The 21,632-nt window shown below is 56.2% G+C and carries 26 protein-coding genes and 1 pseudogene; 21 read left to right on the top strand and 6 right to left on the bottom strand.

The window, feature by feature from the left end:
- Positions 1-21 precede the first annotated feature (21 nt).
- Entirely contained in the window at positions 22-426 is a 405-nt protein-coding gene (locus RDN66_RS17860; protein ID WP_035894387.1) for an OsmC family protein, read from the top strand.
- 96 nt (positions 427-522) lie between these two features.
- Here the strand turns inward: RDN66_RS17860 and RDN66_RS17855 are convergent, their stop codons facing one another.
- The 3 genes from RDN66_RS17855 to RDN66_RS17845 all read right to left on the bottom strand — a co-directional run bounded on the left by RDN66_RS17855 (position 523) and on the right by RDN66_RS17845 (position 2,689).
- Positions 523-1,386: a phosphoribulokinase gene (locus RDN66_RS17855; protein ID WP_035894386.1), complete on the bottom strand. Its 864-nt coding sequence runs from the start codon at positions 1,384-1,386 to the stop codon at positions 523-525.
- 65 nt (positions 1,387-1,451) lie between these two features.
- Positions 1,452-1,670, bottom strand: a complete 219-nt coding sequence (locus tag RDN66_RS17850) for a YheU family protein (protein WP_185668968.1) — start codon at positions 1,668-1,670, stop codon at positions 1,452-1,454.
- Positions 1,667-2,689 carry a hydrolase gene (locus tag RDN66_RS17845; RefSeq protein WP_202217072.1) on the bottom strand — a complete coding sequence of 341 codons (1,023 nt, stop codon included), beginning with the start codon at positions 2,687-2,689 and terminating at the stop codon, positions 1,667-1,669. The genes RDN66_RS17850 and RDN66_RS17845 overlap by 4 nt, the downstream gene beginning before the upstream one ends.
- A 248-nt stretch (positions 2,690-2,937) precedes the next feature.
- Between RDN66_RS17845 and mdcA the strand changes: the two genes are divergently transcribed.
- The 8 genes and pseudogenes from mdcA (at position 2,938) to mdcH (ending at position 9,983) form a co-directional block, all read left to right on the top strand.
- Positions 2,938-4,593 carry a malonate decarboxylase subunit alpha gene (mdcA, locus tag RDN66_RS17840; protein WP_035894383.1) on the top strand — a complete coding sequence of 552 codons (1,656 nt, stop codon included), beginning with the start codon at positions 2,938-2,940 and terminating at the stop codon, positions 4,591-4,593.
- On the top strand, positions 4,593-5,450 hold the full coding sequence (locus RDN66_RS17835) for a triphosphoribosyl-dephospho-CoA synthase (protein WP_123650848.1): 858 nt from the start codon (positions 4,593-4,595) through the stop codon (positions 5,448-5,450). Before mdcA ends, RDN66_RS17835 begins: the two co-directional genes overlap by 1 nt.
- A gap of 9 nt (positions 5,451-5,459) precedes the next feature.
- Positions 5,460-5,759, top strand: a complete 300-nt coding sequence (gene mdcC, locus RDN66_RS17830; RefSeq protein ID WP_035894381.1) for a malonate decarboxylase acyl carrier protein — start codon at positions 5,460-5,462, stop codon at positions 5,757-5,759.
- A complete protein-coding gene (locus RDN66_RS17825; protein WP_248538128.1) occupies positions 5,752-6,585 on the top strand; it encodes a biotin-independent malonate decarboxylase subunit beta in 834 nt (277 codons plus the stop codon). Before mdcC ends, RDN66_RS17825 begins: the two co-directional genes overlap by 8 nt.
- Entirely contained in the window at positions 6,585-7,385 is an 801-nt protein-coding gene (gene mdcE, locus RDN66_RS17820) for a biotin-independent malonate decarboxylase subunit gamma (RefSeq protein WP_035894397.1), read from the top strand. Before RDN66_RS17825 ends, mdcE begins: the two co-directional genes overlap by 1 nt.
- Positions 7,386-7,507: 122 nt before the next feature.
- Positions 7,508-8,466: pseudogene (locus RDN66_RS17815) on the top strand (AEC family transporter).
- 3 nt (positions 8,467-8,469) lie between these two features.
- Complete coding sequence (locus RDN66_RS17810; protein WP_202217074.1) at positions 8,470-9,087, top strand: malonate decarboxylase holo-ACP synthase; 618 nt, start codon at positions 8,470-8,472, stop codon at positions 9,085-9,087.
- The gene (gene mdcH / locus RDN66_RS17805; RefSeq protein WP_308538086.1) at positions 9,087-9,983 is read left to right on the top strand and encodes a malonate decarboxylase subunit epsilon; all 897 of its coding nucleotides are present in this window, start codon (positions 9,087-9,089) and stop codon (positions 9,981-9,983) included. The genes RDN66_RS17810 and mdcH overlap by 1 nt, the downstream gene beginning before the upstream one ends.
- Before the next feature lie 89 nt (positions 9,984-10,072).
- On the opposite strand, the gene RDN66_RS17800 is transcribed toward mdcH, so the two are convergent.
- Together RDN66_RS17800 and RDN66_RS17795 are read right to left on the bottom strand one after the other, a co-directional pair.
- Positions 10,073-11,005 carry a LysR family transcriptional regulator gene (locus tag RDN66_RS17800; RefSeq protein WP_035894375.1) on the bottom strand — a complete coding sequence of 311 codons (933 nt, stop codon included), beginning with the start codon at positions 11,003-11,005 and terminating at the stop codon, positions 10,073-10,075.
- 16 nt (positions 11,006-11,021) lie between these two features.
- The gene (locus RDN66_RS17795; protein WP_202217076.1) at positions 11,022-12,929 is read right to left on the bottom strand and encodes an ABC transporter ATP-binding protein; all 1,908 of its coding nucleotides are present in this window, start codon (positions 12,927-12,929) and stop codon (positions 11,022-11,024) included.
- Between the two features lie 172 nt (positions 12,930-13,101).
- Here RDN66_RS17795 and kefG point away from each other — a divergent pair, with 172 nt between their 5' ends.
- The 4 genes from kefG to slyD all read left to right on the top strand — a co-directional run bounded on the left by kefG (position 13,102) and on the right by slyD (position 16,367).
- Positions 13,102-13,653 carry a glutathione-regulated potassium-efflux system ancillary protein KefG gene (gene kefG / locus RDN66_RS17790; protein WP_035894373.1) on the top strand — a complete coding sequence of 184 codons (552 nt, stop codon included), beginning with the start codon at positions 13,102-13,104 and terminating at the stop codon, positions 13,651-13,653.
- The gene (kefB, locus tag RDN66_RS17785) at positions 13,653-15,458 is read left to right on the top strand and encodes a glutathione-regulated potassium-efflux system protein KefB (protein ID WP_202218061.1); all 1,806 of its coding nucleotides are present in this window, start codon (positions 13,653-13,655) and stop codon (positions 15,456-15,458) included. The genes kefG and kefB overlap by 1 nt, the downstream gene beginning before the upstream one ends.
- Positions 15,459-15,467: 9 nt before the next feature.
- A complete protein-coding gene (locus RDN66_RS17780) occupies positions 15,468-15,668 on the top strand; it encodes a YheV family putative zinc ribbon protein (RefSeq protein WP_035894371.1) in 201 nt (66 codons plus the stop codon).
- A gap of 96 nt (positions 15,669-15,764) precedes the next feature.
- Positions 15,765-16,367: a peptidylprolyl isomerase gene (gene slyD, locus RDN66_RS17775; RefSeq protein ID WP_035894370.1), complete on the top strand. Its 603-nt coding sequence runs from the start codon at positions 15,765-15,767 to the stop codon at positions 16,365-16,367.
- A gap of 62 nt (positions 16,368-16,429) precedes the next feature.
- Here the strand turns inward: slyD and RDN66_RS17770 are convergent, their stop codons facing one another.
- Positions 16,430-16,648, bottom strand: coding sequence for a protein SlyX (locus RDN66_RS17770; RefSeq protein WP_035894369.1), 219 nt, complete (start codon positions 16,646-16,648; stop codon positions 16,430-16,432).
- A gap of 223 nt (positions 16,649-16,871) precedes the next feature.
- On the opposite strand from RDN66_RS17770, the gene fkpA reads away from it, so the two are divergent.
- The 8 genes from fkpA to RDN66_RS17730 all read left to right on the top strand — a co-directional run.
- Complete coding sequence (fkpA, locus tag RDN66_RS17765) at positions 16,872-17,717, top strand: FKBP-type peptidyl-prolyl cis-trans isomerase (RefSeq protein WP_202217077.1); 846 nt, start codon at positions 16,872-16,874, stop codon at positions 17,715-17,717.
- Between the two features lie 165 nt (positions 17,718-17,882).
- Entirely contained in the window at positions 17,883-18,605 is a 723-nt protein-coding gene (locus RDN66_RS17760) for a transcriptional regulator (protein WP_035894367.1), read from the top strand.
- On the top strand, positions 18,605-18,991 hold the full coding sequence (tusD, locus tag RDN66_RS17755) for a sulfurtransferase complex subunit TusD (RefSeq protein WP_202217078.1): 387 nt from the start codon (positions 18,605-18,607) through the stop codon (positions 18,989-18,991). The genes RDN66_RS17760 and tusD overlap by 1 nt, the downstream gene beginning before the upstream one ends.
- Positions 18,991-19,350: a sulfurtransferase complex subunit TusC gene (gene tusC / locus RDN66_RS17750; protein ID WP_035894365.1), complete on the top strand. Its 360-nt coding sequence runs from the start codon at positions 18,991-18,993 to the stop codon at positions 19,348-19,350. Before tusD ends, tusC begins: the two co-directional genes overlap by 1 nt.
- A 7-nt stretch (positions 19,351-19,357) precedes the next feature.
- The gene (gene tusB / locus RDN66_RS17745; protein ID WP_202217079.1) at positions 19,358-19,645 is read left to right on the top strand and encodes a sulfurtransferase complex subunit TusB; all 288 of its coding nucleotides are present in this window, start codon (positions 19,358-19,360) and stop codon (positions 19,643-19,645) included.
- Between the two features lie 124 nt (positions 19,646-19,769).
- Positions 19,770-20,144, top strand: a complete 375-nt coding sequence (gene rpsL / locus RDN66_RS17740) for a 30S ribosomal protein S12 (RefSeq protein ID WP_000246815.1) — start codon at positions 19,770-19,772, stop codon at positions 20,142-20,144.
- Positions 20,145-20,234: 90 nt separating this feature from the next.
- Positions 20,235-20,705 (top strand): 30S ribosomal protein S7, encoded by a 471-nt coding sequence (gene rpsG, locus RDN66_RS17735; RefSeq protein WP_035894363.1) that lies wholly within the window; start codon positions 20,235-20,237, stop codon positions 20,703-20,705.
- Between the two features lie 96 nt (positions 20,706-20,801).
- A partial coding sequence (locus tag RDN66_RS17730; protein WP_308538085.1) for a GTP-binding protein occupies positions 20,802-21,632 on the top strand: 831 nt, incomplete at its 3' end.

Here is a 21,632-nt window from a genome sequence, read left to right as displayed (position 1 = left end):
GCAACCTGGGAGTTAAATATTATGCAAGCACGTGTGAAATGGGTTGAAGGGTTAACCTTCCTCGGTGAGTCTGCTTCTGGCCACCAAATTTTGATGGACGGTAACTCCGGCGATAAAGCGCCGAGCCCGATGGAAGTCGTGCTGATGGCCGCCGGTGGTTGCAGTGCGATTGACGTCGTCTCTATCCTGCAAAAAGGTCGCAATGACGTGACCGACTGCGAAGTGAAGCTCACTTCTGAGCGCCGTGAGGAAGCCCCGCGTCTGTTTACGCACATCAACCTGCACTTTATCGTCACCGGTAAAGCGCTGAAGGATGCGGCGGTATCGCGTGCGGTCGATCTGTCTGCTGAGAAATACTGCTCAGTTGCGCTGATGCTCGAAAAAGCGGTCAATATCACTCACTCTTACGAAGTGATTGAAGGCTGATTGCATGCTAGACGTAGCCCGGCCGAACGCAGTGACGCCGGGGACATTCCCGGCGTCGGTGCTTGCGCACCTCGTCCGGGCTACCTGGTCTTGATGCTAGTTCCGACCTTCCATCAGCCGCTGCACCAGCGGCGTCATGATTAATTCCATCGCCAGCACCATCTTCCCGCCGGGAACGACCAGCGTATTCATATGCGAGATAAATGAACCCTGCAACATGGCCAGTAACCACGGGTAGTCGATGTGTTCGAGATTACGGAAGTGAATCACCACAAAACTCTCGTCCAGCGACGGAATGCTTTTGGCTGCAAACGGGTTAGAGGTATCGACCGTTGGTACACGCTGGAAGTTGATATGGGTGCGGGAGAACTGTGGGGTGATGAAGTTGATATAGTCTTCCATTGAGCGCACTACGGAATCCATCACCGCCTCGCGGGAGTGACCGCGCTCACTGGTGTCACGGATCATCTTCTGGATCCACTCCAGGTTAACAATCGGCACCACGCCAACCAGCAGATCAACATGCCGCGCGACATCGTGCTGCGGTGTCACCACGCCGCCGTGCAGTCCTTCATAGAACAGCACATCGGTCGGTTCCGGTAACGGCTGCCACGGCGTAAACGTGCCGGGTACCTGGTTCCAGGGAACCGCTTCATCATAGGTATGCAGGTATTTGCGCGACTTCCCCTGCCCGTTCAGGCCGTAGTCGCGAAAGGTTTGTTCCAGCAGGCCAAAGTCGTTGGCATCCGGGCCGAAATAGCTGATGTGGCGGCCAAGATCACGGGCCTTGCGGATAGCCATATCCATTTCCGGACGGGTGTAGCGGTGAAAGCTGTCGCCTTCGACTTCCGCCGCGCGCAGGTTGAGCTGAGCAAAGATTTTACGAAACGCGAGGCTGGTGGTGGTGGTTCCTGCTCCGCTGGAGCCGGTAACGGCAATGACCGGATGTTTGGCAGACATGCGAATAACTCCCTGAACAGACGACAACGGAAGCGGGGTAAACGCTTCCTGTCGTTAGAGTATAGTTAACCGCGAAATTGGTTACGGGGCATGATGTTGACGGTCTCGTGAAGTTCAGACCACACCAGCACCGCTTCGCCCGTTTGTAGCTGGTGTTTGACGTCGGCGACCTTTTGCGCAAGTGAACGTTCATATTCACCATAATCAGTGCCTTCGCGCAAGACAAAGCTTTCAATCAGATTATCCAGCGTCTCCGGGTCGATATCCTGCCAGGGAATCATCATGCTTTAGTCCCTAGCCACGGCATCAGCCAGGCGGGGATGCGTTTTTCCAGCCACATTTCCGGGTGGCGCAGCGTGCCGCCGATAAACCCGACGTGCCCGCCGTACTCGGTGAGCTGATAGACGACGTTGTCCGGCAGCTCTTCCTGGGCTGGAATGGAGTGGTGGTCCATAAACGGATCGTCTTTCGAGTGGATGATCAGCGTCGGTTTGGTGATTTTGCTTAAGATAGGCATCGCACTACATTGACGGTAGTAATCAATCGCATCGGCGAAGCCGTGGATCTTCGAGGTGATCGAATCGTCAAACTCGCGGATGCGGCGCATGCTTTTCAACTGACGCAGATCCACCGGCAGCGAGCCAGGATAGGCTTTGAGCTTGCGGGCGGCGTTGCCTTTCAGCAGGTTCAGCAGATAGCGCTGATAGACCCGCGAGAAGCCTTTATCCATGTGGTAGCTGCAGGCTTCCAGCATAAACGGCGCGGAGACAATCACCGCCGCATCGATCGGCACGTCGTCACCTTCTTTGGCCAGCAGGCAGGCCAGCATGTTGCCGCCCAGCGAGTAGCCGACCGCCGCCGTTGGCGCTTTACCGTATTCACGCTGTAGCCAGTTCAGGAACCAGGTGCCGTCTTCCGTTTCACCGGAGTGATAAATACGGTTCAGGCGGTTTGGCTCGCCGCTGCAGCCGCGAAAATGCATGACCACGCCTAGCCAGCCTTGCGCTTTCGCCGCGTTAATCAGGCCATGCGCGTACGGGCTGTGTAAGCTGCCCTCCAGACCATGAAACACCACCAGACGAGGCTTATGCAGCGCACCGGCCGGGTCTTCACTCCATGCTAAATCGACGAAGTCGCCGTCCGGCAGCTCAAGGCGTTGCCAGTGTGGGGTGAATTGCAGCTTGCGACGAAGCAGGCGTGGCAGCATCGTCTGAAGATGACGATTGCTTATGCCGCGCATGGGCACGAAGTCCGCGCTGCTTGAGGTGTCGATACTGAGATCGTGGTGGGTTGTTTCAGTCATAACTCGGCGATGTTTACCTGGAATCTGCGCCTACTATACCGTCACTTTGCCATCGTGTTTATGAAAATGAGGCATCGGTAGTCGTTTTTCTCCCATCAGGATCTGATCCTAATCACAATTTGTTACTTCAATTATTACTCTCAGGCTAATGATTCTCTCCTACGCTTAATTGATGACTTTCTCACCAGGGTGCACACTCTTTTCAGTGTTAAGCAATCAAAATGATTAGCTGAATCAGGAGGTTAATAATGTTATCTGGGCAAACACCAGCACGCGTCTGGAACACACGCCGCACCGAAAAACAGCGGCGTCTGGCTTCCGTCCCGGTGCAGGGCAAGGTTCTGCCAACCGCAGACCTGACCGCAATGCTGGAAAAACTGATCGCGCCGGGTGACCGCGTGGTATTAGAAGGGAATAACCAAAAGCAGGCAGATTTCTTATCCCGCATGCTGGCCGAGGTTAACCCGCAGATTGTGCACGACCTGCACATGATCATGCCGAGCGTCGGCCGCAGCGAGCATCTGGACATCTTCGAAAAAGGGATCGCCCGCAAGCTGGACTTCTCCTTCTCCGGTACTCAGAGCCTGCGTATTTCGCAACTGCTGGAAGATGGTCAGTTGGAAATCGGCGCCATCCACACCTACATCGAGCTTTATTCCCGTCTGTACGTTGACCTGTCGCCAAACGTGGCGCTGATTGCCGGTTTTAAAGCCGACCGCAAAGGTAACCTCTACACCGGGGCGAGCACCGAAGATACCCCAGCGCTGGTTGAAGCCGCCGCGTTCCACGACGGTATCGTCATCGCACAGGTGAACGAGCTGGTGGACGATGAATGCGACCTGCCGCGCGTGGATATCCCTGGCTCCTGGGTGGATTTCGTGGTTGTGGCCGACAAACCGTTCTTTATCGAACCGCTGTTCACCCGTGACCCGCGTCTCATTAAACAGGAACACATCCTGATGGCGATGATGGCGATTAAAGGCATCTACGCGGAACACCAGGTCCAGTCACTGAACCACGGTATCGGCTTTAACACCGCGGCTATCGAACTGCTGCTGCCAACTTACGGCGAACAGCTCGGCCTGAAAGGCAAAATCTGTAAACACTGGACGCTGAACCCGCATCCAACGCTGATTCCGGCGATTGAGAGCGGCTGGGTTGAAAGCGTGCACTGCTTCGGCGGCGAGCTGGGGATGGAAGAGTACATCCGCGCCCGTCCTGACATCTTCTTTACCGGTTCCGACGGCTCGATGCGTTCTAACCGCGCCTTCTGCCAGCTGGCAGGTCAGTACGCGGTGGATATGTTCATCGGTTCTACCTTACAGGTTGATGGCTACGCCAACTCCTCTACCGTGACCCGCGGTCGTCTTTCTGGCTTCGGTGGCGCGCCAAACATGGGTCATGACCCACACGGTCGTCGTCATGCAACGCCTGCCTGGCTGAACATGATCACCGAACCGGACCCAATGCAGCGCGGTAAAAAACTGGTGGTGCAGATGGTCGAAACCTTCCAGGCGGGCGTGAAGCCAACCTTCGTTGAAAAACTGGACGCGGTTGATGTGGCGAAAGCCTCCGGCATGCCGCTGGCACCGGTGATGATCTACGGCGACGACGTGACCCACGTGCTGACCGAAGAAGGTATTGCTTACCTCTACCGCGCCAAAGATCTTGAAGAGCGCCGTGCGATGGTAGCTGCGGTCGCGGGTATCACCGATATCGGTCTGGGCGTTGACGCGAAACGCGTAGCCGAGCTGCGTCAGAGCGGCAAGGTTGTCTATCCGGAAGATATGGGCATTCGTCGTACCGATGCCACCCGTTCGCTGCTGGCGGCTGGTAGCGTCGCTGACCTGGTGGAATGGTCCGGCGGTCTTTACAACCCACCTGCGAAATTCCGGAGCTGGTAATGAAACTTCTGCCCCAGATTCAGGTTGAAGGCGGTGCCGAATGGCTGGCGCGAACCGCCACGCAGTGTCTGATTGACGAAGCACGATTAAGCCCGAAACCCGGTCTGGTGGACAGTCGGGGGAACGGTGCGCACCACGATTTATCGCTTGCGCTAATGGAGCGCTCCGCGCACAGCCTGACCCCCACGTTTCAGGCGCTGGCGCAACAAAGCTGGCAACGTCCGGCGGATATTGCGCTTAGACAAACCATAGGGCGACTCGGCCGCGAAGGCGAGCAACAGATGATGGCGGCCACCGGCGGGGTCAATACCCACCGAGGTGCGATTTGGGCACTGGGACTGCTGGTGAGCGCCGTGGCAATGCATGGCGGAGCGGGCAACGCGAAACAGGTTGCCGCGACCGCCGCCGAACTGGCGAAGCTGCCAGATGCCGCGGCCCCAAAAGTGTTTAGCAAAGGGCTGCGCGCCACCCACCGTTATCAGGTGCCGGGCGCGCGTGAAGAGGCGCAGCAGGCGTTTCCACATGTGATGCAGCGTGCGTTGCCGCAGCTACGGCTAAGCCGACTTAACGGCAGCAGCGAAGCCCATGCGAGGCTCGACGCGCTGATGGCGATCATGACCTCACTGACCGATACCTGCGTGCTGTCCCGCGCCGGGTTGGAAGGGTTGGACGCTATGCAGGACGGCGCTCGCGCAGTGCTGAACGCGGGCGGAAGCGCCCATCCGGCGGGTCAGGCGGCATTGGCCGCGCTTGATAGCCACATGCTATCGCTGAACGCCTCGCCGGGCGGTGCCGCTGATTTGCTCGCCGCCACCCTGTTTCTCGATCGCATCGAATCGCCTTATTTCAAGCATTAAGAGGATGTTATGGAACACATTACGTTAACCGTACCGGCCAGCCGCACCTTAAGCGGCAAAGCGCTGGCAGGCGTTGTGGGCTCCGGGGATATGGAGGTGTTATTCACCGCCGACCAGGGCCAGACGTTAACCATTGATATCACCACTTCTGTCGATAACAGCCGCAGCCGCTGGGAAGCGCTGATTAACCGTCTGCAAACGGTCAGCAGCCTGCCTGCCGGCAAACTGACCATCCACGACTTCGGCGCGACGCCGGGCGTGGCGCGCATCCGTATCGAACAGGTTTTTGAAGAGGTGAGCTATGCGTGATGATCGCAGTTTTATCGAATTAAAAGCACGCCAGCGTGCGCATGCGCTGCTGGATGAAGGCAGCTACCGTGAACTGCTCGACCCGTTTGAAGGCGTGATGTCGCCGTGGCTGGGCGCGCAGGGCATTGTCCCACAGGCCGATGATGGCATGGTCGTGGCAAAAGGCACCATCAATGGTAAACCGGCCGTTGTGGTGGCGATTGAAGGCGCATTTCAGGGCGGCAGCATGGGCGAAGTGTCCGGTGCCAAAATGGCGGCGGCGCTGGAGCTGGCGGCGGAAGATAATCGTAACGGCATCCCAACTCAGGCCGTTCTGAGCCTGGAAACCGGCGGTGTACGTTTACAAGAAGCGAACCTGGGCCTGGCGGCGATTGCCGATATCCACGCGGCGATTGTTGACCTGCGTCGTTACACCCCGGTGATCGGCATTGTGGCCGGTACCGTGGGCTGCTTCGGTGGGATGTCTATCGCGGCGGCGCTGTGTAGCTATCTGATTGTGACCCGCGAAGCGCGTCTTGGCCTGAACGGCCCGCAGGTCATCGAACAGGAAGCCGGGATTGAAGAATACGATTCCCGCGACCGTCCGTTTATCTGGAGCATGACCGGCGGCGAAATTCGCTACGAAAGCGGTCTGGTTGAAGCGCTGGTCGGTGACGGCGTTAACGCGGTGAAAGCCGCCATGAACGATGCGCTGGCGAAAGGCGTTCCGGCGAAACATCGCACCGATAACTATGCCTGGTATCTCGACCGTCTGACGAATTTCGATACCCGCAAACAGGCGGATACCGAACAGATTCATGCGCTCTTCGCCCGGGAGGTGAAATGATGAGTAACGCAATTAGCCGTGGCGAATTATGGCTGGAAACGCTGGTTCCGAACGCCAAACGAATCGAAGGGCTGTGCCCGTCTGTGCAGGCCGCTGACGGTGAACTTAACGGTGAAACGGTACGTTTTGTTGCCGTGGTGCCGGATGCCAATAACCACTTCCCGCGCGCAGCGAAAGGGGAAGTCGGTCTGCTGGAAGGCTGGACGCTGGCAAAAGTGGTCAGTGAAACCATCGCCGCAGACGCTGATAAAGCGGTGAAACGTCCGATTGTGGCGGTGATTGATGTACCAAGCCAGGCCTACGGTCGCCGTGAAGAAGGTTTCGGTATTCACCAGGCGCTGGCCGGTGCCGCCGCGGCGTATGCCAACGCGCGTCTGGCGGGCCACCCGGTGATTGGCCTGATTGTCGGTAAAGCGATGTCCGGTGCGTTTCTGGCGCACGGCTACCAGGCGAATCGCCTGATCGCCTTCAACGACAAAGGCGTGCTGATTCACGCCATGGGTAAAGAGTCGGCGGCGCGTATCACCCTGCGTACCGTTGACGCGCTGGAAAAACTGGCGGCGACTATTCCGCCAATGGCGTATGACATCAGCAACTACGCCACGCTGGGGCTGCTGGAAAATCTGCTGGATATCAGCAACCCAGATGCGCCATCTGCAAACGATCTGACGCTGGTGGTGAACACCTTGCAACAGGCCATCAAAGACGCTCGTCAGGACCCGACGCTGAAAAGCCGTCTGGGTGCTGACAACCGCCGCAGCTCTGCCCTCGTACGCGAACGCATGCGGGCAAGCTGGTAAGAAAAAAGAGACCTGCCGGATGTACGGCTCCATGGGCGCTTCCCAGCGCCCATGTGGGCACTTGCATCTGAAAAATAATAATCATCGCGCCAGTGCTAACTTTTTTTCATTACAGGTGAAATATGACTTACGTAATTGTTCATGCTCTTGCTCCGATTTTCGTCATCATGCTGCTGGGATTCTGGGCCGGTAAGGCCAAAATGGTCGACAATAAAAACGTCTCCCTGCTTAACATCTTCGTCATGGACTTTGCTTTACCCGCTGCGCTGTTTAGCGCGACGGTACAAACCCCATGGGCCGGTATTGTTGCTCAGTCGCCGTTGATTCTGGTACTGACGCTGGCGATGTGGATCACCTACGCCGCTATCTACTTTATGGCGACCAAGTTGTTCAACAAATCACCGCAGGATGCCGCCGTGTTGACCCTGACCGTGGCGCTGCCAAACTACGCTGCGCTGGGCCTGCCGATTCTGGGGAGCGTGCTGGGTGAAACCTCGTCGACTTCGCTTTCCGTTGCCGTTTCCATCGCCTGTGGTTCTGTGTTGATGACGCCGTTCTGCCTGCTGATTCTGGAACGTGAAAAAGCGCGTGCCGAAGGCGGTAACTCCGGTTCTACGCTGTCTATGCTGCCGGTACTGATGTGGCGTTCGATTAAAAAACCTATCGTGATGGGCCGCTGCTGGGGGTTATCCTCTCCGCGATTGGCATCAAAATGCCGGAGCTGGTGCTGGCGGCCATTAAACCGCTGGGCCTGTCTGCGACCGCCGCTGCGCTGTTCCTGACCGGCGTTATCCTCTCTGCGCGTAAACTGCAGATCAACACCGTGGTGATTACCTCAACCATCGCTAAGCTGCTGATTCAACCGGCCATTGCCTGGGGCATCGTGCTTATTTTTGGCCTGCATGGTTCCGTGGCGATTACCGCTATCCTGATGATTGCGCTGTCTGCAGGCTTCTTCGGCGTGGTATTCGGTAACCGCTTTGGCGTGCAGTCGCCGGATGCAGAAGCCGTGCTGCTGTTGAGCTCCGTACTGTGTATCCTGTCGCTGCCGCTGTTTATCTCGCTGACTTCAGGAATCTAAATCATGAGCACAACATTACGTCCACACGACCTTATCTGGCTGAATACGCGCGACGCGCTTGAAGATGTCACGGAATCCTGGGTGGATACCGTCTGGCATAGCGGCCTGCCGGTAGTGGTGCGACGTGATGTTGATGCGCAGGGGCGCATTCCCGTGGGCGTCCGCGGGATGAAGCGCGACCAGCGCGCCGCCGGTTGGGTGAAAGCAGAGGCGGTCGTCCGTGTCTGCTCGCCGGAATCGCTGGTGGACCCGCTGTCGCTGCTGCGCTCGCCCTTTATCTCTCAGCCACCGGTCCAGGTGGCTTTGTTATTGGCGCAGCAGACATGGCCGTGGACGTGGGGCATTACCGGCAGTACCGGCTATGCGCTGGCAACCGGGATCCCGGTTATCCATGCGGCAAGCGATCTGGATCTGTTGATCCGTGCGCCGCAGCCGCTCTCCCGTGAAGCGCTGGAAACGTGGCAGCAGCAGCTAACGGCCGGACTTTGCCGGGCGGATACCCAAGTGGATACGCCGCGCGGCGGCTTTGCCCTCAATGAATGGCTGCGCGATGGAAAAGCACTATTAAAAACCTCGCAGGGGCCGCAGTTGGTTCGCGACCCATGGGGCAGGGAGGAGTGATGAAAATTCTGTTTACCTTCCCGGGGCAGGGAACGCAGCACGCAGGAATGCTGCAAAACCTTCCGGGGACGGAACTGGCCCAGGCGCGTGAGGCGCTTGGCGCTGAGGTTGATACGCTGGATACCCCTGAGGCGCTCAAACATACCCGAGCCGTTCAACTGTCTCTGCTGATTGCTGGCGTTGCATGGGCGCGCGAGCTAGAGCGTCGTGGTGTAGCGCCTGATATCGTCAGTGGACTCTCCATTGGCGCGTACCCGGCGGCGGTAGTTGCCGGTGCGCTCGACTTCGCCGACGCGCTGACGCTGGTGGCGCTGCGCGGTGACCTGATGGAGCAGGCCTATCCACACGGCTACGGCCTGACGGCAATCATGGGGCTGACGCTGAGTCAGGTGGAGAGCCTGGTAGAAGGCAGCGGCACCTATATCGCTAACCTGAACGCTGAAACGCAGATTGTGATTGCCGGTCCTGATGAAGCGATGGCCGACGTGGCGAAACGCGCGATGGCCAAAGGGGCCAGTAAGGCACCTCGCCTGGCGGTGAGCGTGCCGTCGCATTGTGAACTGTTGGCCGAGCCCGCGCACAAGCTGGTTGAGGCGTTCAGCCATGTGACGCTTTCCCGCCCGCGCTACGCCTACCTGAGCGGCAGCACCGGTCGCGTGCTGTGGCAGCCGGAACGTATTGCTGACGATCTGGCGATGAATATGGCGCGCACGGTGCGCTGGCAGGAGGCGGTTATCTCCGCCAACGAACGTGAAGCACGGCTGGCGATTGAAATGCCGCCCGGTGGCATACTGACCTGCTTAACGCGTCAGGCGGCGTGGGAAGGGGAGTCTATCTCTCTTGAGCGTAGCGGCGTGGAGGTTGCCGTGCACCTGGCGAGACGCCTTCGTGCGTGATGTGATTGCCCGATGGCGCTGCGCTTATCGGGCCTACAACTCGCACCTGATGTAGGCCGGATAAGACGCGTAGCGTCGCCATCCGGTAATCAGGCATTCTGGTTCAGCGTTCTGGCATACATGCGCCCTTCGGCGGCCAGCGCCAACAGGCTTGGGTCGCGCTCGCGGTTACGGGCAAAGACAATCGCGATAAGCTGCTGCATCTGATAGGGCTCAGCGAGCTTTTGCAGCTTCACGGTATTCTCATACATCTTCTTCATTCGCCCGGGCATCAAACAGAAGCCAACCCCAGCCTGTACCAGACTGAGCATCGAGAAAATGTCGTTTACGCGGGTGACGATTTCAGGCTCGAACCCCGCAATATGAAACGCTTCCTGGAAACCCGCGTAGGTCGCAAACCCTTCCGCCAGCGACACAAATTTCTCATTGCGATAGTGGCGCAGATCCGCCTTAAGGGTGGCGTCAAGCGTAGCGGTCATCGGTGCGGCGAGGTAGATATCGTCGTGGAACAGGGGGAGTACTTCGAGGCTGTTGCGGTCGATTTCACTTTCAGAAATGGAGATGAGGATCGCGTCCAGCACGCCGTCTTCCAGCATCTTCAGCAGCGCTTCGTTGGAACCCATGGTGAGATCCAGTTCCAGGTCCGGGCGACGCAGCTTCATGCCCATAATCAGGTGCGGCACCGTCTCCAGCGTCAGCGAGTAAAGAGTTCCAACGCGTAACCGACCCTGGCCTACGCCTGCCGTTTTGCGCGTTTCTTCCAGACCGCGCTCCATCAGTTGGGTGACTTCCTGGCAGTACTCCAGCAGCGTCCATGCCGCGGGCTGGGCGATAAGATTACGCCCTTTGTGCACGAACAGCGGACAACGAACGTTCTCTTCCAGCGTGTGCAGCGCCCGGTGTACGCTGACGCCGCTGATATTCAGCGCCTCAGCGGTGCGGGCGATGTTGCCCTTCTCCATAAAGGTCATGAAGATGGTCAGCTTGCGGAAGGTAATATCGTCGGTGATTGATAGGTTCATCGCCCGCTCCCGTGGCTTAGTCGTTTTGCATCATCTGCTCAAGCTGCTCCTGCGCCTCGAGCCACGCCATTTCGCACTCTTCCAGCCCGGATTTAGCGCTGGCCTGAAGCTGTAAGCATTCGGTCATTTCGGCTTTACGGCCTGGTTCATACAGGCTGCTGTCGCCGAGCTTCTCTTCCGCCTGCGCCAGCTGTGCATTGAGCTTCTCCATCTCTTTTTCCAGACGGGTAATCTCTTTACGCAGCGGCTGCGTCAGGGTGCGCAGTTCCGCTTCGCGGCGCTTCTGGTCTTTACGCGACTGCGCGCTATTGGCGTTGTTCTCTTTCGGCGTGTCATCGGCCTGGTTTTCCAGCTTCTGCACGTCGCTTAGCCACTGCTGATAATCTTCCAGATCGCCATCGAACGGCTCGACTTTTTTGTCGTGCACCAGATAGAGATCGTCGGTAGTGGAGCGGATCAGGTGACGGTCGTGCGAGACCACAACCAGCGCGCCTTCGAAATCGATTAAGGCTTCGGTCAGCGCCTGACGCATGTCGAGGTCAAGGTGGTTAGTCGGTTCATCGAGCAGCAGCAGGTTCGGACGCTGCCAGACGATAAGCGCCAGCACCAGGCGGGCCTTCTCGCCGCCAGAGAAGCGAGCGGTCTGCTCGGTGACTTTATCGCCCTGGAAGCCGAAGCCGCCCAGGTAGTCACGCAGCTTTTGCTCTAACTCCTGCGGCGCCATGCGCGCCAGATGCTGCAACGGCGATTCATCCGCGCGCAGGAATTCCAGTTGATGCTGAGCGAAGTAGCCCAGCTTAATGCCTTTGGCGAGGCCGATTTCACCGTGCAGCGGCTCAAGTTCGCCCGCCAGCAGTTTAATCAGCGTCGATTTACCCGCACCGTTGCGACCCAGCAGTCCGATACGCGAGCCCGGCACCAGGTTCAGTTTGATCGACTCGAGGATCGTGCGGTCGCCGTAACCCGCGCTGACCTTTTCCATTTTCAGTAATGGGTTCGGCAGGCTTTCCGGCGCGCGGAAGCTGAAGTGGAACGGGTTATCGACGTGGGCCGGGGCAATTAGCTCCATACGCTCAAGCATCTTGATACGGCTCTGTGCCTGCTTGGCCTTCGTAGCCTTCGCACGGAAACGGTCGATATAGCTTTGCAGATGCGCCACGCGCTCCTGCTGACTTTCGTACATCGCCTGCTGTTGAGCCAGGCGGGTGGCGCGCTGCACCTCAAACGAGCTGTAGTTGCCGGTGTACTCGAACATAGTTTCCTGTTCGATATGAATAATTTTGTCGATAACCGGGTCAAGGAAGTCGCGGTCGTGGGAAATCAGAATCAGCGTGCCCTGATAACTTTTGAGCCATCTTTCCAGCCAGATAACCGCATCGAGGTCGAGGTGGTTAGTCGGTTCATCGAGCAGCAGCAGGTCGGAGCGGCAAATCAGCGCCTGCGCCAGGTTAAGGCGCATACGCCAGCCGCCCGAAAAGTCGCTGACCGGGCGGTCGAGCTGTTCATTGCTGAAGCCCAGACCGTGCAGCAGGCTGGAGGCGCGAGAGCGGATAGTCCACGCGTCAATCGCGTCCAGCTTGCCATGAACGGTGGCGATGGCATGGCCATCATCGCGTTCGTTGGCATCGTTCAGTTGGGCTTCAAGCTGGCGGTATTCACGGTCACCGTCAATGACATAGTCCAGAGCAGGCTGAGGCAGGGCAGGGGTTTCCTGGTTTACCCACGCCAGTTGCCAGCTGCTCGGATAGGTAAAGTTGCCGCCATCGGCGCTTATCTCGTTTTTCAGCAGCGCGAGCAGCGTGGATTTGCCGCAGCCGTTTTTGCCCACCAGGCCGACTTTCTGCCCTGGGTTGATGGTGGCCGATGCGTTATCCAGCAGGACACGCACGCCGCGACGAATTTGTAACGAGGAGAAAACAATCATAAGGCGCCGTATGTTCTGAATATGTTAAATTGTCATTGTGGTAATGTAGTGTGGTAAGCGAATCGCTAGACCGGGCCGCAATGGTAGCCCAAAACGATGACTATACACAAAATCATTCAGGTTGCGTCCCGCTACCAGAAAGAGGATGTGATTGACGCCCGGGAGGGGAATGATGTCACAGACGGCGAAAGTCCTGCTTGTCTATGCCCATCCGGAATCACAGGACTCGGTGGCTAACCGGGTTTTGCTTAAACCGGCTTCGCAGTTAAGCAACGTAACCGTGCACGATCTCTACGCGCACTATCCTGATTTTTTTATTGATATTCCTCGCGAGCAGGCGCTGCTGCGCGAGCACGATGTCATCGTGTTTCAACATCCTCTTTATACCTATAGCTGCCCGGCTTTGCTCAAGGAGTGGCTGGATCGCGTGTTAAGTCGCGGTTTTGCCAGCGGCATTGGCGGAAACCAGCTGGCGGGTAAGTACTGGCGTAGCGTGATTACGACCGGGGAACCGGAAAGCGCCTATCGCCACGACGGGCTCAATCGCTACCCGATGAGCGATATTCTGCGCCCGTTCGAACTGACGGCTGCCATGTGCCATATGCACTGGCTGAGCCCAATCATCATCTACTGGGCGCGGCGTCAGCCGCCCGATGAACTAGCAAGCCACGCGAAAGCCTATGCCGACTGGCTAGCAGCGCCGATAACGGCAGGGGGGCGATGATGGAAGGTTCTGATTTATTACTGGCCGGAGTGCTGTTTCTTTTCGCGGCGGTGGCCGCGGTGCCACTGGCAGCGCGGCTGGGTATCGGTGCGGTATTAGGCTATCTGTTAGCGGGTATCGCCATCGGCCCGTGGGGGCTTGGGTTTATCAGCGATGTGGATGAAATTCTCCACTTCTCCGAGCTGGGCGTGGTGTTCCTGATGTTTATCATCGGCCTGGAGCTGAATCCGGCCAAGCTGTGGCAGCTACGACGCCCTATCTTCGGCATTGGCGCGGCGCAGGTGATGTTCAGCGCGGTGATCCTCGGCGGGCTGTTGATGTTGACTCACTTCTCCTGGCAGGCGGCGGTGATTGGCGGGATCGGCCTTGCGATGTCATCGACCGCGATGGCGCTACAACTGATGCGTGAGAAGGGGATGAATCGCAGCGAATCCGGGCAGCTAGGCTTCTCGGTGCTGTTATTCCAGGATCTGGCGGTCATTCCCGCGTTAGCGCTGGTTCCGCTGCTGGCCGGTGCGGGCGATGAACATTTTGATTGGCAAACCGTTGGCCTGAAAGTATTGGCCTTTGGCGGAATGCTGATTGGCGGGCGTTACCTTCTCCGCCCGGTATTTCGTTTTATTGCCAGCTCAGGCGTGCGTGAAGTGTTTACTGCCGCGACGCTGCTACTGGTGCTGGGGTCGGCGCTGTTTATGGACGCGCTGGGGCTCTCGATGGCGCTGGGCACTTTCATTGCGGGCGTGCTGTTGGCCGAAAGTGAATATCGCCACGAGCTGGAAATTGCTATCGAGCCGTTTAAAGGGCTGTTGCTGGGGCTGTTCTTTATCTCGGTGGGGATGTCGCTCAACCTCGGCGTGCTCTACACCCATCTGCTGGTAGTGATTGGCAGTGTGGTCCTGCTGGTGGCGGTGAAAACCCTGGTGCTGTACCTGCTGGCGCACCTTCACGGTATGCGCAGTTCGGAGCGGATGCAGTTTGCCGGCGTGCTGAGCCAGGGCGGTGAGTTTGCCTTTGTGCTCTTCTCGGCGGCCTCGTCATTTAAAGTCTTTAAGGGCGACCAGATGTCGCTGCTGCTGGTGGTGGTGACGCTGTCGATGATGACCACGCCGCTGCTGATGAAGCTTGTGGATCTTACGCTGTCGCGCCGCTTTAACGGGCCGGAAGAAGAAGACGAAGCGCCGTGGGTGGACGACGATAAGCCGCAGGTGATTGTGGTGGGCTTTGGGCGCTTCGGACAGGTGATTGGTCGCCTGCTGATGGCCAACAAGCTGCGGATCACGGTGCTGGAACGCGACATCAGCGCGGTCAACCTGATGCGTAAATACGGCTATAAGGTTTATTACGGCGATGCAACCCAGGTTGAACTGTTACGTTCGGCAGGCGCTGAGCAGGCGCAGTCGATAGTGATTACCTGTAACGAGCCGGAAGACACCATGAAGCTGGTGGAAATCTGCCAGCAGAACTTCCCGCACCTGAAGATTATGGCTCGTGCGCGAGGACGTGTGGAGGCGCACGAACTGCTGCAGGCGGGCGTGGTACAGTTTTCCCGTGAGACTTTTTCCAGTGCGCTGGAACTGGGGCGAAAAGCGCTTATCTCCACCGGTATGCACCCGCATCAGGCGCAACGCGCACAGCTGCACTTCAAGCGTCTGGATATGCGCATGCTGCGTGAACTGATGCCGGTACATAGCGATACCCAACAAATTTCTCGCGTGCGGGAAGCGCGGCGAGAGCTGGAGGAGATCTTCCAGCGCGAAATGCAACAAGAGCGGCGGCAGCTGGACGGCTGGGACGAATTTGAATAGAAGGTGAGTATGGCGGTACGTAAACGTTTTATCGCGGGCGCGAAATGCCCGTCGTGTCAGGCGCAGGACTCTATGGCGATGTGGCGCGAGAATAATATCGATGTGGTTGAGTGCGTTAAGTGCGGACACCAGATGCGAGAAGCGGATAAAGAAGCCCGCGAACACGTTCGCAAAGAGGAACAAGTGATCGGTATTTTTCATCCGGAGTAGCGATCCGTGCTGTCTTTTTTTAAGCTTATGGGTACACGGGTGTAGAATTCCGCTACAATCTGCGCCACTAAAATATTCCCATGCTCAGGAGATATCATGAAAGTAGCAAAAGACCTGGTGGTCAGCCTGGCCTATCAGGTACGTACAGAAGACGGTGTATTGGTTGATGAGTCTCCGGTAAGTGCACCGCTTGACTACCTGCATGGTCACGGTTCCCTGATCTCCGGCCTGGAAAACGCGCTGGACGGTCACGAAGTTGGTGATAAATTCGACGTTGCTGTTCAAGCTAACGACGCTTACGGTCAGTACGACGAAAACCTGGTGCAGCGCGTTCCTAAAGACGTCTTCATGGGCGTTGACGAACTGCAGGTTGGCATGCGCTTCCTGGCTGAAACCGACCAGGGTCCAGTACCGGTTGAAATCACCGAAGTTGAAGACGACCACGTTGTGGTTGACGGCAACCACATGCTGGCTGGCCAGAACCTGAAGTTCAACGTTGAAGTTGTTGCTATCCGCGAAGCAACCGAAGAAGAACTGGCTCACGGCCACGTTCACGGTGCGAACGGTCACGACCACGATCATGACCACGACCACGACGGTTGCTGCGGCGGTCACGGCCATGACCACGGTCACGACCACGGCGGCGAAGGCTGCTGCGGCGGTGGCGGTAAAGGCCACGGCGGCTGCGGTTGCCACTAATCCCTCTCGTTCTGTAGAACGATGGATACAAAAAAAGCGGGGAAACCCGCTTTTTTTACGCCTCAATAGTGAGGTGGTGGCGTCTCTTCTGACTGAGATGCCATATTTGACGGCTGACTGGCCTTGAGTTTTTCCGTCAGCAGTCGCAGATGTTCGCGAAGCTTTGCCATCTCCATTTCATGAGCTGTGACCGTCATGTTAAGGTCATCGATGGTGATCTCCTGAAAGGCCAGACGGCTCTCAAGCTCTGCCAGACGCGCTTCGATAGTCGTTTCTTGCATGATGTCCTCTCTACTGTTATCACCGCAATCGCCGCGGATTCTACGCAACTTTGCTCAGCCGTGCAGCCCCTCTTTAATGAGGCTGGAAACTAATTTAAACAAAAAGAGTCTGAAAAGAGTCGATATGAGAAGCGTTCATATGTAGATTTCCTCTACAACGTTCTATAGTACGCTTCTCATTTAGTTAACATTGGGGCGAGAGGCCCCGGCCCTGGAGAGATGGATGAAATCACTGTTTAAAGTAACGCTTCTGGCAACCACAATGGCCGTTGCACTGAATGCTCCTCTGACCTTCGCAGCTGACGCGGCTGCTAAAGCTGCACCAGCAGCTGATGCGAAAGCGGCTCCGGCAGCAGGCAGCAAAGCTGCATTCAAAAATGACGACCAGAAATCTGCCTATGCGCTGGGCGCATCGCTGGGTCGTTACATGGAAAACTCTCTGAAAGAACAGGAAAAACTGGGTATCAAGCTGGATAAAGACCAGCTGATCGCCGGTGTTCAGGATGCGTTTGCTGATAAGAGCAAGCTGTCCGATCAAGAGATCGAACAAACTCTGCAGGCGTTTGAAACTCGCGTGAAGACCTCCGCTCAGGCGAAGATGGAAAAAGACGCCGCTGATAACGAAGCAAAAGGTAAGGCTTTCCGCGACAAGTTCGCCAAAGAGAAAGGCGTGAAAACCGCTAAATCTGGCCTGCTGTACAAAGTAGAGAAAGAAGGTACCGGCGACGCGCCGAAAGATAGCGACACCGTTGTCGTTAACTACAAAGGTACGCTGATCGACGGTAAAGAGTTCGATAACTCTTACACCCGTGGTGAACCTCTCTCCTTCCGTCTGGACGGCGTTATCCCGGGCTGGACTGAAGGTCTGAAAAACATCAAGAAGGGCGGTAAAATCCAGCTGGTTATTCCACCGGATCTGGCTTACGGCAAAACCGGCGTTCCGGGTATTCCGGCTAACTCCACCCTGGTGTTCGATGTTGAACTGTTAGACATCAAACCGGCACCGAAAGCCGATGCGCAGCCAGACGCTGCACCGGCTGATAAAGCGGCCGACGCCAGCAAAAAATAAGATAGCGAAAGCCGCCGCCCAATGGGCGGCGGCTTTTTATTATCTACAGGATATAATTAATGCTGGAAAGCGCCTTATGCGCTGTATTACTTTAGATGCCCCTAATAGTGATGAGCCTGCCCTGACAACATAACGACAGGCTCCTGAAAAGGAGTGCTTTTTTTCATGTCCAGGTCGCTTTTAACCAACGAAACCAGTGAACTTGATTTACTGGATCAACGTCCTTTCGATCAAACTGACTTCGATATTCTAAAATCCTACGAAGCGGTTGTGGACGGGTTGGCGATGCTCATTGGTTCCCACTGCGAAATCGTGTTGCATTCACTTCAGGATTTAAAATGCTCGGCGATACGCATCGCGAACGGCGAACATACCGGGCGTAAAATCGGTTCTCCGATTACCGATCTCGCGCTCCGCATGCTGCATGATATGACCGGGGCAGATAGCAGCGTTTCCAAATGCTATTTTACTCGCGCCAAAAGCGGCGTACTGATGAAGTCCGTTACCATCGCAATCCGTAACCGTGATCACCGGGTTATCGGCTTACTGTGCATCAACATGAACCTCGATGTCCCGTTCTCACAGATAATGAACACCTTTATCCCGCCGGAAACGCCGGAAGTGGGTTCTGCGGTTAACTTCGCGTCCTCCGTTGAGGACCTGGTCACCCAGACGCTGGAGTTCACCATCGAAGAGGTGAACGCCGATCGCAACGTTTCCAATAACGCCAAGAATCGCCAGATCGTGCTCAATCTTTATGAGAAAGGTATCTTTGACATCAAGGATGCGATTAACCAGGTCGCCGACCGTCTGAACATCTCCAAACACACCGTCTATCTCTACATTCGTCAGTTCAAGAGCGGTGATTTCCTGGGGCAAGATAAGTAATGCGTTTTGCCCTGATGGTGACCGGCCCCGCCTATGGCACCCAGCAGGCGAGCAGCGCGCTGCAGTTTGCCAAAGCTGCACTGGCGGAAGGTCACGAGATAGCCTGCGTATTTTTCTACCGGGAAGGGGTCTATAACGCCAATCAGCTGACCTCACCTGCCAGCGATGAATTCGATTTGGTCCGCGCCTGGCAATCATTGCATGACGAAAATGGCGTGGCGTTGCATATCTGTGTAGCCGCCGCGCTGCGCCGTGGCATAACCGATGAAACCGAGGCCCGGCAGCTTGGCCTGCCGACGTTTAATCTCCAGCCCGGTTTTTCGCTGAGCGGATTAGGCTCGTTGGCCGAAGCCGCGCTAACCTGCGATCGAATGGTACAGTTCTGATGAAACGAGTTGCGTTTGTTTTTTCCTCCGCCCCGCATGGCAGTAGCGCCGGCAGGGAAGGGCTGGATGCGCTGCTGGCAACATCAGCTCTGAGCGAAGACCTCGGCGTGTTCTTTGTGGGTGACGGCGTGTTTCAAGTACTCAGCCAGCAGCAGCCTGGGGTTATTCTCGCTCGTGACTACATTGCCACTTTCAAGCTGCTTTCGCTCTATGATATTGAGAACTGCTGGATCTGCGCGGCATCCCTGCGAGAACGTGGACTGACGGTGGAGACGACGTTTGTCACCGACGTTGAACCGCTGGAAGCGGATGCGCTGCGCCAGCGCCTTAACGACTACGATGTGATCCTGCGCTTCTGAGGCCCTCATGCTGCATACGTTACGCACTTCTCCCTGGCACGCCGACATTAGCGAGATGACCCGCCTGATGGATGATGGCGACGACCTGCTGCTGATCGCCGATGGCGTGTTAGCTGCGGTGGAAAACAGCCGTTTCCTTGAAATTCTCCGCGCAGCCCCCATATCCATCCACGTGTTGAATGAAGATGTGCAAGCGCGCGGTCTTTGTGCTCAAATTTCGAGCGATGTCATCATGGTCAGCTATACTGACTTCGTCAGGTTAACGGTAAAACACGCTGCTCAGATCGCCTGGTAGTGTCTTTGCCGTTGTATATTTCTTGACACCCTTTCGGCATAGCCCTAAAATTTCGCGTCCTCATATTATATGAGGCGATTTATTACGTGTTTACGAAGCAAAAGCTAAAACCAGGAGCTATTTAATGGCAACAGTTAACCAGCTGGTTCGCAAACCACGTGCTCGCAAAGTTGCAAAAAGCAACGTGCCTGCACTGGAAGCCTGCCCGCAGAAACGTGGTGTATGTACCCGTGTATATACCACCACTCCTAAGAAACCAAACTCCGCACTGCGTAAAGTATGCCGTGTGCGTTTGACTAACGGTTTTGAAGTTACCTCCTACATTGGTGGTGAAGGTCACAACCTGCAGGAACACTCCGTGATCCTGATCCGTGGCGGTCGTGTAAAAGACCTTCCGGGTGTTCGTTACCACACCGTTCGTGGTGCGCTTGACTGCTCCGGCGTTAAAGACCGTAAGCAAGCTCGCTCCAAGTATGGCGTGAAGCGTCCTAAGGCTTAATGGTTCTCCGTTAAGTAAGGCCAAACGTTTTATATTAATGTCAAACTCTTTGAGTTTTGGACAATCCTGAATTAACAACGGAGTATTTCCATGCCACGTCGTCGCGTCATTGGTCAGCGTAAAATCCTGCCAGATCCTAAGTTCGGATCAGAACTGCTGGCTAAATTTGTCAACATCCTGATGGTAGATGGTAAAAAATCTACTGCAGAATCAATCGTATACAGCGCGCTGGAGACCCTGGCTCAGCGTTCTGGTAAAAATGAACTGGAAGCATTCGAAGTTGCGCTCGAAAACGTGCGCCCAACTGTCGAAGTTAAGTCCCGCCGCGTAGGTGGTTCTACTTATCAGGTTCCAGTTGAAGTTCGTCCGGTCCGTCGTAATGCTCTGGCAATGCGTTGGATCGTAGAAGCTGCTCGTAAACGCGGTGATAAATCCATGGCTCTGCGCCTGGCGAACGAACTTTCTGACGCTGCAGACAACAAAGGTACTGCAGTTAAGAAACGTGAAGACGTTCACCGTATGGCAGAAGCCAACAAGGCGTTCGCACACTACCGTTGGTAATCCCTTCGGAGTATTAGTCACCAGGCGGGCGCTTCAGCGAAGCTGCCCGCTTTGGGTTACTTAACTGAACGCCTAAAAAGATAAACGAGGAATCAAATGGCTCGTACAACACCCATCGCACGCTACCGTAACATCGGTATCAGTGCGCACATCGACGCCGGTAAAACCACTACTACCGAACGTATTCTGTTCTACACCGGTGTAAACCACAAAATCGGTGAAGTTCACGACGGCGCCGCTACCATGGACTGGATGGAGCAGGAGCAGGAACGTGGTATTACCATCACTTCCGCAGCGACTACTGCATTCTGGTCTGGTATGGCTAAGCAGTATGAACCGCACCGCGTAAACATCATCGACACCCCGGGGCACGTTGACTTCACTATCGAAGTAGAACGTTCCATGCGTGTTCTTGACGGTGCGGTAATGGTTTACTGCGCAGTTGGTGGTGTTCAGCCACAGTCTGAAACCGTATGGCGTCAGGCTAACAAATACAAAGTTCCACGTATCGCGTTCGTTAACAAAATGGACCGTATGGGTGCGAACTTCCTGAAAGTTGTTGGTCAGATCAAAACCCGTCTGGGCGCGAACCCTGTTCCGCTGCAGCTGGCAATTGGTGCTGAAGAAGGTTTCACCGGTGTTGTTGACCTGGTGAAAATGAAAGCCATCAACTGGAACGAAGAAGACGCAGGCGTTACCTTCACTTATGAAGATATCCCAGCAGACATGCAGGACCTGGCTGACGAATGGCACCAGAACCTGATCGAGTCCGCTGCAGAAGCTTCAGAAGAGCTGATGGAGAAATACCTGGGTGGTGAAGAACTGACTGAAGAAGAGATCAAAAAAGCTCTGCGTCAGCGCGTTCTGAACAACGAAATCATCCTGGTAACCTGTGGTTCTGCGTTCAAGAACAAAGGTGTTCAGGCG

The organism is uncultured Kluyvera sp. (assembly GCF_902485085.1).
In the GTDB taxonomy this organism is placed as follows: Bacteria; Pseudomonadota; Gammaproteobacteria; order Enterobacterales; family Enterobacteriaceae; genus Kluyvera; species Kluyvera ascorbata.
This window is presented reverse-complemented; position numbering and strand designations above follow the sequence as displayed.